The sequence below is a fragment of the Roseburia sp. 499 genome, from assembly GCF_001940225.2.
GTDB lineage: Bacteria > Bacillota > Clostridia > Lachnospirales > Lachnospiraceae > Petralouisia.
Genome location: NZ_CP135164.1, coordinates 2,438,405 through 2,454,650 on the forward strand (window position 1 = coordinate 2,438,405; position 16,246 = coordinate 2,454,650).

The following is a 16,246-nucleotide window of genomic DNA, read 5'->3' on the forward strand; positions in this document are numbered from 1 at the left end:
CAAACAAAAATTGCATTATATTCTTCCCCATGTTATACTTCTATCATTATTTCCCTTACTTTTTAACACAATCCCACTATTACAGAAAGGTTACACAAACATGAACAATACGCTACTACATGAAACCAAAATTCACGGAACAATCGATTTTCCTTATATCGTATATCATGGGAAAATCCCAGATTTCATACATTCTTATCCTCTCCACTGGCATGATGAAGCAGAAATAATATATGTTACCAAAGGATGTGCCAAAATTACAGTTTGGTCCAATACATACCATGTGCAGGAAGGCGACATTGTAATTCTAATGCCCCATGCAATTCACTCCATAGAACAGCTGGATTCCCATCATGCTGAATATTTCAATATTGTGTTTCATTTTTCCATTTTAGAAAAACCGGAAGAAAACAGCCGCTACGATAAATACCTGAAACCTTTCCTTACTCACGAAAAAAGCGTAAACTGTTATGAACCAAAGGGCACCAAACTGAATACCTGTTTAACACCATTGCTTCTTTCCTTAATTGAAAACAGAAGAAACAGTTATACAACCTGCGAATATCTTGTCAAATCCAACCTTTTTATGATTATGCATTATCTCAACCAAGCTTGCATAAACACAGATAAAAACGAGGTTCTTTTACAAGAAAATTACCACAAACTAAAAACTGTTTTGTACCATGTACAAAACAGTTATGCTCAAAACATCACCATAAAACAGGCAGCTGCCTTATGTGGTTTTTCAGAGAGCCATTTTATGAAATTGTTCAAAGAACTAACCGGTATGAGTTTTACCGCATATCTGGTTAATTACCGGCTAGAGCTTTCTGCAAAGCAATTAATTGAAACGGATCAGAAAATCATTGATATTGCCACCAATTGTGGTTTTAATAACCACTCCTATTTTACAAGAGCTTTTCTAAGGAAATATAATCTTACACCTGCAAAATATAGACGTACATTTACATTATCTTAAGAAAAGCTCCAGCCTCTTTTTCAAATATTATACCGTATACTGATCCACCAGATTACGCAAGGTTTCTGTTCCCTTGGAAAGTTCCGCAGACAAATCTGCTATTTCATCAAAATATCCCATCAGTCTGGTTACATTATTGCTAATTTCTGTGGTGTCTTCTGCTGACTGTCCACTTGCCTTTGACATCATATTCATGGTGTCTGCCATCATATTCATGGATGCAAGAATATCATTTGACGTATTGGCAATTCCGGTTGTCACCGTTTGGAATTTCTCAGCATCATTACTATATTGTTCCCCTGTTTTTACCGTCTCCTCATAGTCTTTTACGACTTCTTCTCTAATGAATGTATAAATTTCACTTAATGTCTGAACCAGCTCTTCCACAACTTTTAGAACATTTTCATTTACGGCACGAATTTCTACTACCGCCTTTGCAGAATCAGATGCAAGGCTCGTAATTTCCGAAGCAACAACAGCAAATCCCTTTCCTGCTTCACCGGCTCTTGCAGCTTCAATAGAAGCGTTGAGAGCCAAAAGATTGGTCTGATCTGCAATGTCCATAATGGTATCAGTCAGTGTGTTTACCTTCTCAACATCCTTGGCCTTTTCAATAGCCTGATCCAATTTTTGTCTGGTGCTCTCGTTGATTTCTTTTGCTCGCTCTTGTGACTCTAAGGCAGAATTTCTTAACTGTTCCGCACGCGTTCTGATTTCATTCGAGCGTTTTGCCTCTGTATTGGCATGTTCTGTCATCTGCTTGAGTCCTTCATTGATTTCAACATTCACAGCAGTCGTTTCTTCGACAGATGCCGCATTTTCTTCCATATTACCGGAAATATTAGAAGCTCTCGTATTCATTTCACGAACAAGCGTAAGTCCCGTATCTATATTGTTTTTCGTCTGCTGCATACCCTCGAAAGTATTCTCTGAAATATCAATCACTTGGCGAATCAATACACGAAAAGATTCCTGCATTTTGTTAAAGTTCTCGGCTAAGGCTCCAATCTCATCTTTTCCGGTATAATCAATTTTCTGAGTCAAATCACCACTATTTTCTGCCATCAATTTTAACTTAGCAAGAATAAGACGGATTGGTCGAACCACAGTTTTCTTGAAAGTAGTCAATGTTACCAGGTACACAATTACTATAATAATGGTTGCAATTATTGTAAAACGCTGAATCTGCTGGCAACGCTCGGCCAGACTAATGGCACTGGCATCAGCATCGGCAAGTGCCTGTTCCTTTAATGCATCTACAGCTTCATTAATATCTTGAGCCACTGTGTCAAACTCTCCCATCATGGCATTGCCACCTTCAGGGCCATCATCAATATAAGCCTGTGCCATTTTCTGACCTGTTTCATAATAGGGTTCAAACTTACTCTTGATATCATCAACCTCATCGGAATAATCCGGATCGAGTGCTACGAGTTTGTCTAAAATATCATATATCTCCTGAGCATGCGCAGCTGCTTCATCGAAACCATCATCAAACCCCTCCGCTGCTCTTGTTGCACTGATATCCGTCAACCATTGTTGTACCTGCACAACAGAAAGCTTTAGATTATCCGCCAGCATAACTGTCTCATATGAAACATCTTTCATATTATCAACCCGATTAATGTTTTCATTCATAAAAAAGTACGATGAAACCATATACACACCAAACAGTAACCCCAATACCGATAGTGGCAGTACAATTTTTGCCTCGACACTCTTCATATCCCTTACCTCCTAGTAAAATGATACCTTTTCCTTCGTTCCCAAACAAAATAGTTATATATACATTATAATCTCCCTATAGTACAGGGTCAATATGAACAACATTTTTATTATTTGCCATTTTTTTCATAATGTGTTAAAATTTTTCTCGTAGTTTTATATTATTTTTTTTACTGAAAGGAGTTATTATGGAGTATAACAACCAAAACAATTACAACACAAACCCGTCATACAATTATGACAATGAGACTATTGCACCACAGCAGGCGCAGAATTTGAAAACACTCTTATGTGAAGAGGTCATTCTCAAATCTTTTTTATTTATGATAGGTGCATTATTAATTACAGCCTGTGCTGCACTGACGATTTCACCTTATATTGCAATTGAATTGCTTAGCGGCAACAATTTCTATATTCTCTTAATCGCAGAGTTTGGTATTGTACTGGCTTCTAACTGGGCATTGCGTAAGAACAATGCAATTTTAGCTGGTATCCTTTTCACTGCTTATTCCTATTTGACCGGTGTTACACTTTCCATTATATTTATGGTCTACACTACTGCTTCTATTGTTGCAATTTTCTTAACAACAGCTGCAGTATTTGGTATCATGGCAGTATATGGACTTGTTACCAAAACAGATTTATCCAGCATTGGAAACATCTGCCTTATGGGATTGATCGGAATTATTATTATCAGTTTTGTAAATCTCTTTATTTTACAGAGCACTATGCTTGATACCGCGATCAGCGCTATCGGCGTTTTAGTCTTCGTAGGCTTAACTGCTTATGATACACAGAAAATCAAGAAAAACGTTGCCGCTTCTAATAGCCAGAACGTTACTTCTTTAGCTCTTTATGGTGCTTTTGAATTATATCTTGATTTTATCAATCTTTTCTTGAAACTGTTAAGTCTGTTTGGCAAGAGAAAATAATATATTTTTACACGGAAAAAGAAGCCGGTTTCCTTCCTTTTGCGAAGGTTCCGGCTTCTATCTTTTACAGCAAACACTCAATATATTTATCCATTCTTTGTCTCATCCGTTCATCTATCTTTTCCGGCATCATCTGCTGTTTTTGCATATATTCTACATGTACCGGGAAAAATCGTTCCAATTTTCTTATGTAATCTTTCGAAAAATACTCACTATTCGCAAGCGCTGCTGCCACAACCATAGTATAACAGTGTTGCTCCATAAAAGATTTCAGTCCATCATTTATCGGCGTAAACTCGGCAAAAATCTTATGAGTATAATGAAGCAGATGATTTACCGCTTCCTCCAATGTTTCTTCTTCGGCACGTTTTCCCATCAGCGTCTGTGAACCAGACTTTTTATCCTCTTTCACGTCCTGCAAATCATCGGCAAGTTGTAGTAAAAAACCAAACTTTAAATAAAAGTCTATTTCCTCTTTTTTCATTCTTGGGACTGTAAAGAAATAGTCAATCAATACAGAGATACTTCCCTTATATACAGAGATACGAAGAATCGCTTCTTCCGATAACTTTTCTTTTCCCGACTGCTGGCGGATACTATTGCTTTGCGCTTCTAACATCAACAACAAAAGGTTCTGTATCTCTTTGCGTTTTTCCCCTTCATAACCGCTCAGAAGCTGTTCCAACAAACGACATGTCTTCTCCGGAATTCCTTTTTCCACCATCACCGGTCTATCGCAAAGCACATCCTGTATCATCTCATTATAGGCCTTTTTCTCTTCCTCTGAATACTCCTTCTCATCAATATAATTGTCCGTGTACGGATAAAGAAGGCTATAGGAAAATATGTCTTCTTTGCACTTCTGGGGCTGACCTTGCAAATCTGCAATTACTGCATAAATAAAATAATTCCGTAATGCCTGCCAGATATTTTCCAGAGAAATTTCAGAATCAAACCTGCGGGTCTGTCTTACGAATTCCTTCGTTTCCTCTTCAAAATCCTGAAATAGTTCTTGGCTCATGGATTTCCTTATTCCTAGAATCTGCTCCTTTTCCAAGAACTCTTCCATCAGTACATCCACTTGCTTCTTCCACTCTGCTTGCTCGGACTCGTCTTCCGGGAATGCTTTTCCAATCTTCTTCCACCGTTTCCCCATTCCTTCCAGGAACACTTCGTTTTCTCGTTTCTGTTCCTCTTCTACTTCTGTCAAAAATTCCGGAAACGAAGTTGGAAGACTTTTCCACAGCCCCAATATCTCTTCAAAACATATTTCTTGAATTTCGCCCTTTGTAATCACATTTTCTCCCTTCTTATGCCAGTAGAGAATATTCCTCCATATTCCAGATCTTATCTACCACATCCTGATAAAACTCCGGTTCATGACATACCAACAAAATTGCCCCTTTATACTCCTTCAATGCACGCTTCAATTCTTCTTTTGCATCCACATCCAAATGATTGGTTGGCTCATCCAATAGTAAAACATTGGTTTCTACATTAAGTAGTTTACATAATCTAACCTTTGCCTGTTCTCCACCGCTTAACACTTTTACCTTACTTTCAATGTGCTTGGTAGTAAGTCCGCATTTTGCCAGTGCAGAACGCACCTCATATTGACTATATGACGGAAATGTCTCCCATATTTCTTCAATACAGCTATTTTCACTAGCCGGCATCTCCTGTTCAAAATATCCCGGATACAGATAGTCGCCAAGCTGAGCCTTACCGGACAAGGACGGAATAATCCCAAGCACACTCTTTAAAAAGGTAGACTTTCCAATTCCATTGGTTCCTACAATGGCAATCTTTTCGCCTCGTTCCATCCTAAGATTCATAGGCTTTGACAAAGGTTTATCCTTTTCATAGCCAATAACAAGGTCGTTAGTTTCAAATATCACCTTTCCTGCTGCTCTTGCATTTTTAAAGAAAAATTCCGGCTTTGGACGCTCTGCTGCCAATTCAATGACATCCATTTTATCTAACTTCTTTTGACGGGACATTGCCATATTTCTGGTAGCTACTCTTGCCTTATTGCGTGCTACAAAATCCTTTAAGTCTTCAATTTCCTTCTGCTGTTTCTTGTATGCAGCCTCCATCTGTGCTTTTTTCATCGCATAGACTTCCTGGAACTTATCGTAATCTCCCACATAGCGGGTCAATTCCTGATTTTCCATATGATAGATAATGTTTACCACACTATTCAAAAACGGAATATCATGGGAAATCAGAATAAATGCATTTTCATAATCTAACAAGTAACGTTTCAACCACTCTATATGATTTTCATCTAAGTAGTTGGTCGGCTCGTCTAACAACAAAATATCCGGCTTTTCCAACAGTAATTTTGCCAAAAGCACCTTGGTACGCTGTCCACCGCTCAACTCCGTTACATCCGTATCAAGTCCTAACTCTATAACGCCTAATGCTCTTGCAACTTCCTCCACCTTAGTATCTATAATATAGAAGTCATGCTGCTCTAATAACTCCTGCATGGTTCCGGTCTCTTCCAATAGGCGATTCATCTCCGCTTCATCTGCCTCTCCCATTTTGGCAAACATATTGTTCATTTCCGTTTCCATATCATATAGAAAAGAAAAAGCACTACGAAGTACATCTCCAATGGTCATTCCCTTTTCTAATACGGTATGCTGGTCTAAATAGCCTGCTCGAACATTCTTTGCCCACTCTACCTTGCCTTCATCCGGTTGAAGTTTTCCTGTCACAATGTTCATAAAGGTAGACTTTCCTTCTCCATTGGCACCAATCATTCCAATATGTTCTCCCTTTAAAAGTCGAAAAGATACGTCATTGAAAATTGCTCGGTCACCAAAACCATGGGTTAAATTTTTCACATCTAAAATCATATATTTTCCTCATTTTCACTGTTATTTTGCTTTTTCTATTGTACAGGGTATCCCGTTTCTTTTCAACTATTGATTTTTTTCCTGCATTTATACAAATTTTTGAAATTTTTCTTGCATTTTTAATTATATATACTGTTTCTATTTTTTCTACAATTTACACATTTTTTCTTCCATCAATACAATGTTTGAAAAAATTGGAATTTCCCTTTTTTCATTATTGAAAAACCATTTACAGAAGTATATAATTGGTAAAGAGAAAAAATGAAGGAGTACACTATGGAACGCTTAATCATACCAAAGAATTATCATTCAGAATTAGACTTACATGACACACAGATTGCCATCAAGACAGTAAAGGACTTTTTCCAGAACCTGCTTTCCCTACGTCTGAACCTGCAGCGTGTATCTGCTCCGCTGTTTGTTGACCCGGAATCCGGTTTAAACGACAACTTGAATGGTGTAGAACGCCCTGTTACTTTCGGCATTAAGGAACAGGATGAAAAACAGGCTGAAATCGTTCACTCCCTGGCAAAATGGAAACGCTACGCTTTAAAAAAATACGGTTTTTCCATGGGCGAAGGACTTTATACTGACATGAACGCCATCCGCCGTGATGAAGACACTGACAACATTCATTCTATTTTTGTAGACCAGTGGGATTGGGAAAAAATTATTTCCAAAAAAGACCGCAATCTGGAATACTTAAAAGAAACCGTAAAAACTGTATATAAGGTTCTTCGTAAAACAGAAAAATACATGGCAATTCAGTATGATTACATAGAAGAAATTCTTCCTCATGATATTTTCTTTGTAACCACACAGGAATTAGAGGATATGTTCCCTGACTATACTCCAAAGGAACGGGAATACTACATTACAAAAGCCAAAGGTGCTGTATGTATCCTGCAAATTGGTGATACATTAGAATCCGGAGACCGCCATGACGGACGTGCACCGGATTATGATGATTGGTCTTTGAATGCTGACATTATAGTTTACTACCCGGTTTTAGATATTGCACTTGAGATTTCTTCTATGGGAATCCGCGTAGATAAAAAGGCTCTGTTAAGCCAGTTAGACAAGGCAGGTTGCCCGGAACGTGCTGAACTTCCTTTCCAGAAATCCATTATCAAGGAAGACCTTCCTTATACCATCGGTGGTGGAATCGGACAGTCCCGCATCTGTATGTTTTTCCTGCGTAAAGCCCATATCGGAGAGGTACAGTCTTCTCTGTGGCCGGAAGAAGTAATCAAAGAAGCGGAAGCAAACGGAATTCAATTATTATAAATAATTTAAAAAGGCAGAGAAGATGTGATAAGATTCACATTTCTCTGTCTTTTTTTCTGCCACTCTTTTCGTACAGCAATTATTCTGAAATCAACACTCTTGGCTGCACTCTTTTTATCTTTCCGGCTTTCCAATAAGAGAACAGGAAGAATACCACTGCCATCATTCCAATTGGAATTAACACAGATATCCACGCTATCTCAGTCTCTATCTGACTAATTCCCACATAAGAAAGCAGCAATCCAAAACATTTATTCATTAACAGAATGGTCAAAACCACACCTAAAATGCTTCCAATCATAGACACCAGCATAAAGCGCAATGCGAATTGCAACCGCAGATTTCCCGATGTAAATCCCATTGCCTTATAGATGCCGTAATCCTGCCGCTCCTTTGCAAATATTTTTCCGCAAACCAAGGAAATTACCACCAATGCAAAAATAACTGCAAGCACATACACCAATACAGATACAGCATTTACTGCGGAAACAATACTATCAATTCCACTGAATCCTCTTTCTGCCGTCACCTTTAACTCTGTTCCATAGCGTTCATTCAATTTTTCAGCAATATCCTTTGCCTTTTCCGGATTTTTCAAGCAATATGCCTCTCCTAATCTCTGATTCCCAACTCGTTCATAGCCTGCCTTACTCATGGCAAAGTTACTTCCCATATCGTTAGCACATTGATAAATGCCGGAAACCATATACTCTTCCTTTTTATCATTTTCCGCCACAGTTACTGTGTCTCCGATTTGAAGTCCCAAATCATCCGCCACAAAATCTGTTATCAATATTTCATTGTCATACTGACAAGTTCTACCCTCCAGAACGCTTTCAATTTCTTCCGGTGCTTCGCAAACAAAGCACATTATTTTGCAGCCTTCCATCATAAGATAGACATTTTGTACCTGATATTTTTTTTCTATTTTGATTAGGGTGTCAAAAGACACATTAATTAATATCTGATTTTGTTTGTACCTTGAAAATTTAACACGAATTGAGTTGTAGCTTTGCTTTAGACCTGTTTGCCAGCGATTGTACAGATGACTTTCTTTGTTGTTTTTATGCTGTTTTAGTTTTTGGAGCACAATTATCTAAGTTATTGATATAATCCAATAACTTTTGAAAATTTAATGCTGCTATTTTAAATCCAAAATGAAATCTGGTTCGATTCTTGCCGCGCGTTGGAATCTTATCTACGTTATATCTTCTTCGTAGAAGGGATGGAACTGCCTCCACTCCATTTCGAAAGCGAGAGTACCGGCTGAATTCTTCGGTCTTCATGTATTGCAGCTGTTTTGCTCTTCCTACTGCTTTCCATGAAACTTCCTTACGGACTTTTGTTTTCAGAAAGCGTGGTTGACAACGGTCTTTATACGGGCATGAACTGCATTCCTCTGTTTTGAAGTGGGCAACTGAGCGTTCATTTCCAGAGTCATAGGTACATTCCTCTGGTGTACATCCATTGATACATTCAAGTAAAAAATGTCCATCATCGGAAAATTTAAAGTCAGCATATATTTCATCTGGCTTACGACCGGTAAAATTTGTTGTTACCAGCTTGAGATTATGTGATGCAGCTATCCGCGAATTCGTTTCGCCGCTATAAGCACCATCCGCTACCATGAAGGCTCCTTCATCAAAAGTATCCTGTTGTTCCAGATAATCTTTCATAAACTGATTGTCAGCATATATATTTTTCTCGTACGCGTAGTCAGTTATAAGGCTTCCTTTTTCACCAACGGATTCAACAACATTTCCAACGTAGCCTAAGTTCTTTCCACCGGCTTTGTATCGAAAAGTAGCCTCTGGATCAGATGGGTTTAATAAAACTTCAGATGGATTTTCAACTTCTTCCTTTTTCCGAAGACGTCTGGTTCCGTCATCATCAATGATTGTTCTTTCTTTTAAGAGGCGAATGAGAAGCTGGTATTCACTGGTATCATCAAGATTACCTGTTTTATCGCAAAGCTCAATAAGTTTTTCGGCGTCATGCATCACAACAATTGTTCGCTCTGTAGCATCAAGATTTCTTTGGTGATATATGCAGCGATTATAATCATCTTTTTCGATGTAGTGGTATTGTTCCTCCGGAAGAGTGATTTCACGTTGATTCATTATTTTCGCAAGGTTGGCAACACATGTATAAAACAGTTCTAACAAAGAAAGATTTTTTATATTAGCTGCAATCATTAAGCTGTCCATTCGTTGCATGTTTGGAGATATATTCATAAATTCAGCTATCTCTTTTGCCATCTTCACAATGCATTCATGAATCAGATCAACATCATGCTCTGTCTCATATGCTAATACTCTTGCCCTAAATCTGCTTAATGTACGATCACTGAGAGGCTGTTCTTCAAAGCTTGTTGTATGAAGAGCATACTGATAACGAACATCAAACATAAGTGCTTCCACTAATTCATCATCAGTATCACCAAGAGCTTCTTTCAGAATCAGTGCCCCAACAATTACATTTACAGGTGTATTGGGACGAGAAGCTTTATCGCTATATAGAACAGAAAAAATACTTTCATCAATAGCTGGAAAAACTTTTTCTGCAAAAGTATTTGCCCATGATTTTTCCAAAACCCTTTTTTCTCTTTGCGTGAGATTAAAAGTGCTATCTGTCAGAGTTAGTTGTTGATTATCATTAGTAACAAAAGCCATTTGAATCACCTCGATATTTGATATTTATATTTTATCAGATATCGTTATGATTTGATATATCGTGTTAAGTTTTCAAGGTACAAATATATATCAAAGGTCAGTAACCTTTTGACACCCTAATCCTATTTTAGAATAGCTTTCAATGGTCTCTTCTACTTCTTCCTGTATATCCTCATTATAGCAATGCACCCACAGGTCATACTCTGTTGCATCAAATATTCGTGAGAATTCCGTACCATCTTCTCCCATCCATGCATCCATATGCCCCATCATAATCATGAAAAACACTAGTAGCCCCGTAATTACGCCTACACTGATATATTTTTTTCCATTAGAAGTCAACTGACGAAATGCCAGCCAAAAGGACATCCCTTTTTTTCGAATTGGCAACTCCAAACGACTGGAAAAGTAAATATTTTCTTTTCCACCACAGATTGCCCTTACCGGTGTAATCTCCTTTAGCTTCCGCAATTTCATGGAGATAAACAATACAAGAAACGCCATAATTCCCAATAACGCCATAAAACATGGTATCATCGCCAAATAATTCGGTGTGAGTATTCCAACCACTGGTGTAGTGATTTTGTTTATCATTTTTATCACAGGAATTGCCAGTGGTACTCCAATAACTGCTCCAAGTAAAGCACTAAGCAAATATTGCAGCATCAATATCACTTTTAATTTTCCCTGCGTAACGCCCACTGCCTTCAATATTCCCAAGTTCACATATTCCATTTCAATGCTACTGCCAATACTGTGATTCATGATAATCAGTGTAATAATCAACAACAATGCAATAAATACCAAGAAACTTCCACTAAAAATCCGAATCATAATCAGCATATACCCCATCGCCTGACTGGTTCCCATACTAATCCATGCATAGCCGGCTACTCCGGTATCCTTGTTCAATTCTTGCTGAAATTTCAAATAACTTAGATTGCTGTTTTCCTTCCGAAAGATATTTAACAGCATTCCCTCACTTATAGAATCTGCGGTTCCCTCTCGAATACTTTTCAGCATTATTTCCATATCCGCATCGCTGACAAGCACGGTCTTTATTCCCATCATGCTACTTCCCATAAACGGATCTTCGAAAAAGCCTTTTATGGTATAGTTTTCTGTATGCTTCATTAACTTAACCGGTATCGTATCTCCCACTTTACAGTGATAAGATGTACTGTAACAAATTGGCGCATAGATTTCTCCTGCCTTCAACGCTTCCGGTTCTTCTATGTATCCGGTTCCACTTTCATCAAAAATCCGGAAATCCAATTCTGATGGGTCATACCGCTCCAGCATCACGCTACTTCCATTAGACTCTCCGTTGATTTCTTTGAAGTTGGCGCATATTGCCGGGATTACCTGAACTTTTTCTACCTCATCATGCTCCTCTACCTTCTGTATCAGTTCTTTTCCTTCTTCTTGTCCCTCATTATCCATTAACACCAGCATATCCCCAAAGCCTACATGCTCCAATGCTTCTTCATCACTTTTCTGGGAATTAACGCTTATGGTCAACACAGCGGTCATGGCTAGTGATACAATTAACATTAAAATAAAAATACCAACAAAGCTACTCTTCTGGCGACGGATATTCGCCTTTAAAATCGTAAAGATATCCATATTGCCACCTCCTACCATTCCATAGAAGCAAGCCATGCAGTAATCTGGGTCTCGCGATTTCTAGCTTCCTCCGGGGTATAAGGCGGTAACTTCATTTCTCCACCGATTTTTCCATCTTCCAGATAGAGCAATCGGTCTGCTCGAAGCGCTGCCCGGACATCATGCGTTACCATAAGAATACTCTGTCCATCTCGGTTCATCTCGGTCATTAAATCCAACACATCTTCCGTATTTCGTCGATTCAATGCTCCGGTAGGCTCATCTGCAAACAGCAGTCCCGGCTCTGCAATCACTGCTCTTGCCATGGCAGCTCTCTGTGCTTCTCCTCCGGACACCTGTGCAGGAAGTCTGTCCTTTGCATGCAATACATTTACTTTTTCTAACAAATGCAAAGCCCGTTCCTTTACCTCTGTTGCACTTTTCTTCTTATCCATAAATCCCGGAACGGTTACATTTTCCAGCAAAGTCAGATTACTTACCAGATGAATCTGCTGAAATACAAAACCAAATTCCTCTGCCCGTAAACGTGCCATCTCTTTTTCTCTGCATCCACTAATTTTCTTTCCTTTGTAGAAAACTTCTCCTGCCGTCACACAATCCATTCCACTGATGCTGTATAAAAGAGTTGATTTTCCTGAACCGGAAGCTCCCATGATTACAGTGAAGTCTCCCTGATACAAATCAAATGATACATGATTTAATATGTGATTCTGTTCTCCGTTATTGGCAAAACTCTTACATACATCCTTTGCCGATAATAAAATTTCACTCATTTCTTTTCCTCCTCTTAAAACAATACCTACTTACTAAATTTAGTGTAACAAAATAATTATTAACAAATCTTTAAGAAATGGAATTTACATCAAATATTTATTTTTTTCCCTGCGTATGCTAAAATTGATTTATCTAAAAGGAGGTAATTGCCATGCCATTATTAAGGGATGATAACTATACAACAGACTACATCTACTCTCTGCCCGAAGGTAAACGTGTAGAACTGATTGACGGACAGATTTATGATATGGCTCCACCAGCACGTCTTCATCAGAAAATTCTAATGGAGTTATCTGCAAATATTCGTGACTATATTAAGCAAAAAGGTGGTTCCTGCGAAGTTTATCCTGCTCCCTTTGCTGTCTTTCTGAATCAAAATAACAAGACCTATGTGGAACCGGATATTTCTGTCATCTGCGACAAAAGCAAGCTGGATGATCGTGGTTGCAACGGTGCACCGGACTGGATTATTGAAATTGTATCTCCCGGAAGCACCCGCATGGATTATTCTATTAAACTATTTAAATACCGTACTTCCGGTGTCCGCGAATATTGGATTGTGAATCCAATGAAAAAAACAATCCAGACATATTCTTTTGAAGGTGATGAAGACTCCAACCAGTTCTTCTTTGACGAAAATGTGAAAGTTGGAATATATGAAGATTTTGAAATCAACCTTGCTGATTTACTGAAGGAATAATTTCAATTCCAAAATCACTTCCAACCCGTCACCACTATTTTTTAATTCTACTTTACCATCCATCTGCTTCATAATGTAATCTACAATATAGAGTCCCAGTCCGGCTCCCGACTGGTTCTCTATATTTTTTCCGCGATAAAATTTTTCAAAAATAAATGGCATATCTTCCGGTAAAATCCCTGTACCGCCATCCTTAATATGTATCTGGCACCCTTCCTGCTCCTGTTCTACCCATAAGCGTATTCCGGTTCCCGGAGCATACTTTCTGGCATTAGTAATGATATTTTCCAATGCCTGCTCCAAACGTTTTCGGTCTGCCTGCACACTTATTTGCGGAACTTTCCCAATCATCTGTATTTCCTGATACACGGATGCGTTTCCTGTCTGCTGCCCCATTCCTTCTATCACTTCTGCCAGAACCTCTTTTAGGTCTACTGCCTCTAAAGTAATCTGCAATTTCTCTAAATCCGAAAGAGAATGCAGGAACAAATCATTGGTAAGTTTCGTCACTTCATCACATTTTCTCATAATGACCGATAAATAACGGCTTCTTCGTTCCGGTGAGGTATCCATATTTGCTTCCAAACCTTCTGCATAGGCACGAATGGATGCAATAGGCGTTTTTATATCATGGGACAATGTTGCTATCACTGTCTTATTATTTTCAATGGCTTCCTTTTCACAAGCACGCGCCTTGATAATCTCTCGCCGCATATGGTCGAAGGCCCAGGTAAATGCACCAAAAAGATTGGTTCTGCGATAAGGCAGTTCCACTTCCAGATTCCCCTTTGCTATCTCCGCTGCGTATTCTTCCAATTCTTCAAATGGACGTAGTATTACCCAATAGAGGTAAAAAAATACAACAACTATAAAAAGCGCACAAATTCCTGCTATTTCCAGAATTATTTTCTGCTCTTCTACTTTTCGTCCCTCTCCATCCATCTGCCGCAACTTCTCCTGCATATTTGCAATCTGCTCTTTTGCAGGACTTTCTCCGCCTATTTCTGTCAGTTTTTCAAGTTCGTTTAGAGCCAATATCTGTTCCCGATAAAATTGGTCTTTGCTTCTATTTTCCTCTTTTATTAAAAACAGCACTGTCACTATTGCCAATATAGCAAGAAAAACAGCCATGACACACGCTGTTTTTCTCTTCACACTCTTTTTCATTCTTCCATACCTCCCACCAGCATATAGCCGATTCCCCATACCGTTTTTATCATCTTAGGATTAGACGGGTCTTCTTCCAGTTTCTCCCGCAGCCAGCGAATATGCACCGCTACCGTGGATAATTCCACCTCACTAAAGGCTCCCCACACTTCCTGTAGCAATGTTTCTTTTGCCATGCTTTCATTCATGTGTTCTGCGAGGCATACTAATAAATCAAACTCTTTTAAGGAAAGTGATACCTGCTTTCCCTTCTTAGTAACACTTCTGCTCCCTGTGGAAATACAGATTTCCTTATGTTCTCCCAGATAATAAGTCTGTCCTTCCTCTTGAAATCCATAAGTACGTCGCATAAGTGAGTTAATTCTGGACAACAGTTCTTTCAAAGAATAAGGCTTTGCCAGATAATCATCTGCTCCCATATCAAGCCCTGTTACCTTATCATCTTCACTAGTTCTGGCACTTGCAAAAATAACTGGAACGGTAGAGATTCTACGAAGTTCCTGACACACTTCAAACCCACTGCTTTCCGGCAGATTAATGTCTAGCAAAACAAGATGGTAGCTATTCGCCGCCATCTTTTCATATGCTTCTTCTGCTGATAGTGCAAGAGTCGTCTGATACCCATAGTCCTCTAGCATGTCCTGCACAATCATAGATAAATCCTTATCATCATCCACGATTAATATTTTTCTTTTCATTTGTTCTCCACACTAACGAGCTGCAATAACATCGCTCATTTCATATCTTCCTGCCGGCTTTCCTGCTAAAAACTTTGCTGCCTCTACTGCTCCCTTTGCAAATACAGCCTTAGAATATGCTGTATGCTTGAATTCAATCACTTCATCTGTTCCGGCAAAAATCACCTCATGTTCTCCTACAATGTTTCCGCCTCTGACTGCCTGAATACCAATTTCATATTTCTCGCGTTTTTTTCTTTCCTGACTTCTATCATATTTATAATCATATGCATTGTCCAAAGCTTCATTGATAGAATCGGCAAGTGCAAGGGCTGTTCCACTTGGTGCATCCAACTTCTGATTATGATGCTTTTCTACGATTTCCATATCGAATCCTGCCGGTGCCAGTACCTTCGCAGCCTTCTGAAGTAAGTCCATAAGCATATTAATTCCCAAAGACATATTTGCAGATTTTAAAACTGCTACCTTTTTACTTGTCTCTTCTACTTTTGCTAACTGCTCCTCTGTCATTCCAGTCGTACATAATACTACAGGAATCTGTTTTTCCACACTGTATGCCAACAAATCATCTACTGCCGGTGCTGCTGCAAAATCAACAATTACATCCGCCTCTACATCGCATTCTGTGATTTTTGCAAATACAGGATAGGTGTTCTCAAGTCCGGTATATGGATCAATTCCAGCTACTATTTCAATATTCTCATCTTCTTTACAGATTCCTGTAATAACCTGTCCCATTTTTCCGTTACATCCGTGCATTATCATTCTTACCATCATGTTTCCTCCTAAATCTCCTATGTACAACTTGAGCTGTCCGGACTC

14 protein-coding genes are annotated in these 16,246 nt (G+C 38.7%); 4 read left to right on the top strand and 10 right to left on the bottom strand.

The annotated features are described in order from the left end of the window. Positions 1 to 100: 100 nt before the first annotated feature. Positions 101 to 979, top strand: a complete 879-nt coding sequence (locus BIV20_RS12035) for an AraC family transcriptional regulator (protein ID WP_075720945.1) — start codon at positions 101 to 103, stop codon at positions 977 to 979. Positions 980 to 1,006: 27 nt separating this feature from the next. Here BIV20_RS12035 and BIV20_RS12040 read toward each other — a convergent pair whose 3' ends face one another. Further along, positions 1,007 to 2,704 (bottom strand): methyl-accepting chemotaxis protein, encoded by a 1,698-nt coding sequence (locus BIV20_RS12040; RefSeq protein WP_075720946.1) that lies wholly within the window; start codon positions 2,702 to 2,704, stop codon positions 1,007 to 1,009. A 188-nt stretch (positions 2,705 to 2,892) separates the two neighbouring features. On the opposite strand from BIV20_RS12040, the gene BIV20_RS12045 reads away from it, so the two are divergent. Beyond that, positions 2,893 to 3,636 carry a Bax inhibitor-1/YccA family protein gene (locus BIV20_RS12045; RefSeq protein WP_083655201.1) on the top strand — a complete coding sequence of 248 codons (744 nt, stop codon included), beginning with the start codon at positions 2,893 to 2,895 and terminating at the stop codon, positions 3,634 to 3,636. A gap of 64 nt (positions 3,637 to 3,700) precedes the next feature. Here the strand turns inward: BIV20_RS12045 and BIV20_RS12050 are convergent, their stop codons facing one another. Next, positions 3,701 to 4,933 (bottom strand): hypothetical protein, encoded by a 1,233-nt coding sequence (locus BIV20_RS12050; RefSeq protein WP_075720947.1) that lies wholly within the window; start codon positions 4,931 to 4,933, stop codon positions 3,701 to 3,703. Positions 4,934 to 4,946: 13 nt separating this feature from the next. Next, the gene (locus tag BIV20_RS12055) at positions 4,947 to 6,500 is read right to left on the bottom strand and encodes an ABC-F family ATP-binding cassette domain-containing protein (RefSeq protein ID WP_075720948.1); all 1,554 of its coding nucleotides are present in this window, start codon (positions 6,498 to 6,500) and stop codon (positions 4,947 to 4,949) included. A gap of 276 nt (positions 6,501 to 6,776) precedes the next feature. On the opposite strand from BIV20_RS12055, the gene asnA reads away from it, so the two are divergent. Beyond that, positions 6,777 to 7,787 (top strand): aspartate--ammonia ligase, encoded by a 1,011-nt coding sequence (gene asnA / locus BIV20_RS12060; protein ID WP_075720949.1) that lies wholly within the window; start codon positions 6,777 to 6,779, stop codon positions 7,785 to 7,787. A gap of 79 nt (positions 7,788 to 7,866) precedes the next feature. On the opposite strand, the gene BIV20_RS12065 is transcribed toward asnA, so the two are convergent. The 4 genes from BIV20_RS12065 to BIV20_RS12080 form a co-directional block, all read right to left on the bottom strand. Next, positions 7,867 to 8,658: an ABC transporter permease gene (locus BIV20_RS12065; protein WP_075720950.1), complete on the bottom strand. Its 792-nt coding sequence runs from the start codon at positions 8,656 to 8,658 to the stop codon at positions 7,867 to 7,869. Positions 8,659 to 8,851: 193 nt separating this feature from the next. Next, positions 8,852 to 10,459, bottom strand: coding sequence for a transposase (locus tag BIV20_RS12070; protein ID WP_075720716.1), 1,608 nt, complete (start codon positions 10,457 to 10,459; stop codon positions 8,852 to 8,854). 90 nt (positions 10,460 to 10,549) lie between these two features. Beyond that, complete coding sequence (locus tag BIV20_RS12075; RefSeq protein WP_075720951.1) at positions 10,550 to 12,085, bottom strand: FtsX-like permease family protein; 1,536 nt, start codon at positions 12,083 to 12,085, stop codon at positions 10,550 to 10,552. Between the two features lie 11 nt (positions 12,086 to 12,096). Continuing rightward, positions 12,097 to 12,858, bottom strand: coding sequence for an ABC transporter ATP-binding protein (locus tag BIV20_RS12080; RefSeq protein ID WP_075720952.1), 762 nt, complete (start codon positions 12,856 to 12,858; stop codon positions 12,097 to 12,099). A 152-nt stretch (positions 12,859 to 13,010) separates the two neighbouring features. On the opposite strand from BIV20_RS12080, the gene BIV20_RS12085 reads away from it, so the two are divergent. Next, positions 13,011 to 13,559, top strand: coding sequence for a Uma2 family endonuclease (locus BIV20_RS12085; RefSeq protein ID WP_075720953.1), 549 nt, complete (start codon positions 13,011 to 13,013; stop codon positions 13,557 to 13,559). On the opposite strand, the gene BIV20_RS12090 is transcribed toward BIV20_RS12085, so the two are convergent. Genes BIV20_RS12090 through dapB form a run of 3 tightly spaced genes read right to left on the bottom strand, consistent with a single transcriptional unit; the run spans position 13,545 to position 16,198 of the window. Continuing rightward, the gene (locus BIV20_RS12090; RefSeq protein WP_075720954.1) at positions 13,545 to 14,726 is read right to left on the bottom strand and encodes a HAMP domain-containing sensor histidine kinase; all 1,182 of its coding nucleotides are present in this window, start codon (positions 14,724 to 14,726) and stop codon (positions 13,545 to 13,547) included. The two genes, BIV20_RS12085 and BIV20_RS12090, sit on opposite strands and share 15 nt — an antisense overlap. Beyond that, positions 14,723 to 15,424: a response regulator transcription factor gene (locus tag BIV20_RS12095; RefSeq protein ID WP_075720955.1), complete on the bottom strand. Its 702-nt coding sequence runs from the start codon at positions 15,422 to 15,424 to the stop codon at positions 14,723 to 14,725. Before BIV20_RS12095 ends, BIV20_RS12090 begins: the two co-directional genes overlap by 4 nt. 12 nt (positions 15,425 to 15,436) lie before the next feature. Then, positions 15,437 to 16,198 (bottom strand): 4-hydroxy-tetrahydrodipicolinate reductase, encoded by a 762-nt coding sequence (gene dapB, locus BIV20_RS12100; protein ID WP_075720956.1) that lies wholly within the window; start codon positions 16,196 to 16,198, stop codon positions 15,437 to 15,439. Between the last annotated feature and the right edge of the window lie 48 nt (positions 16,199 to 16,246).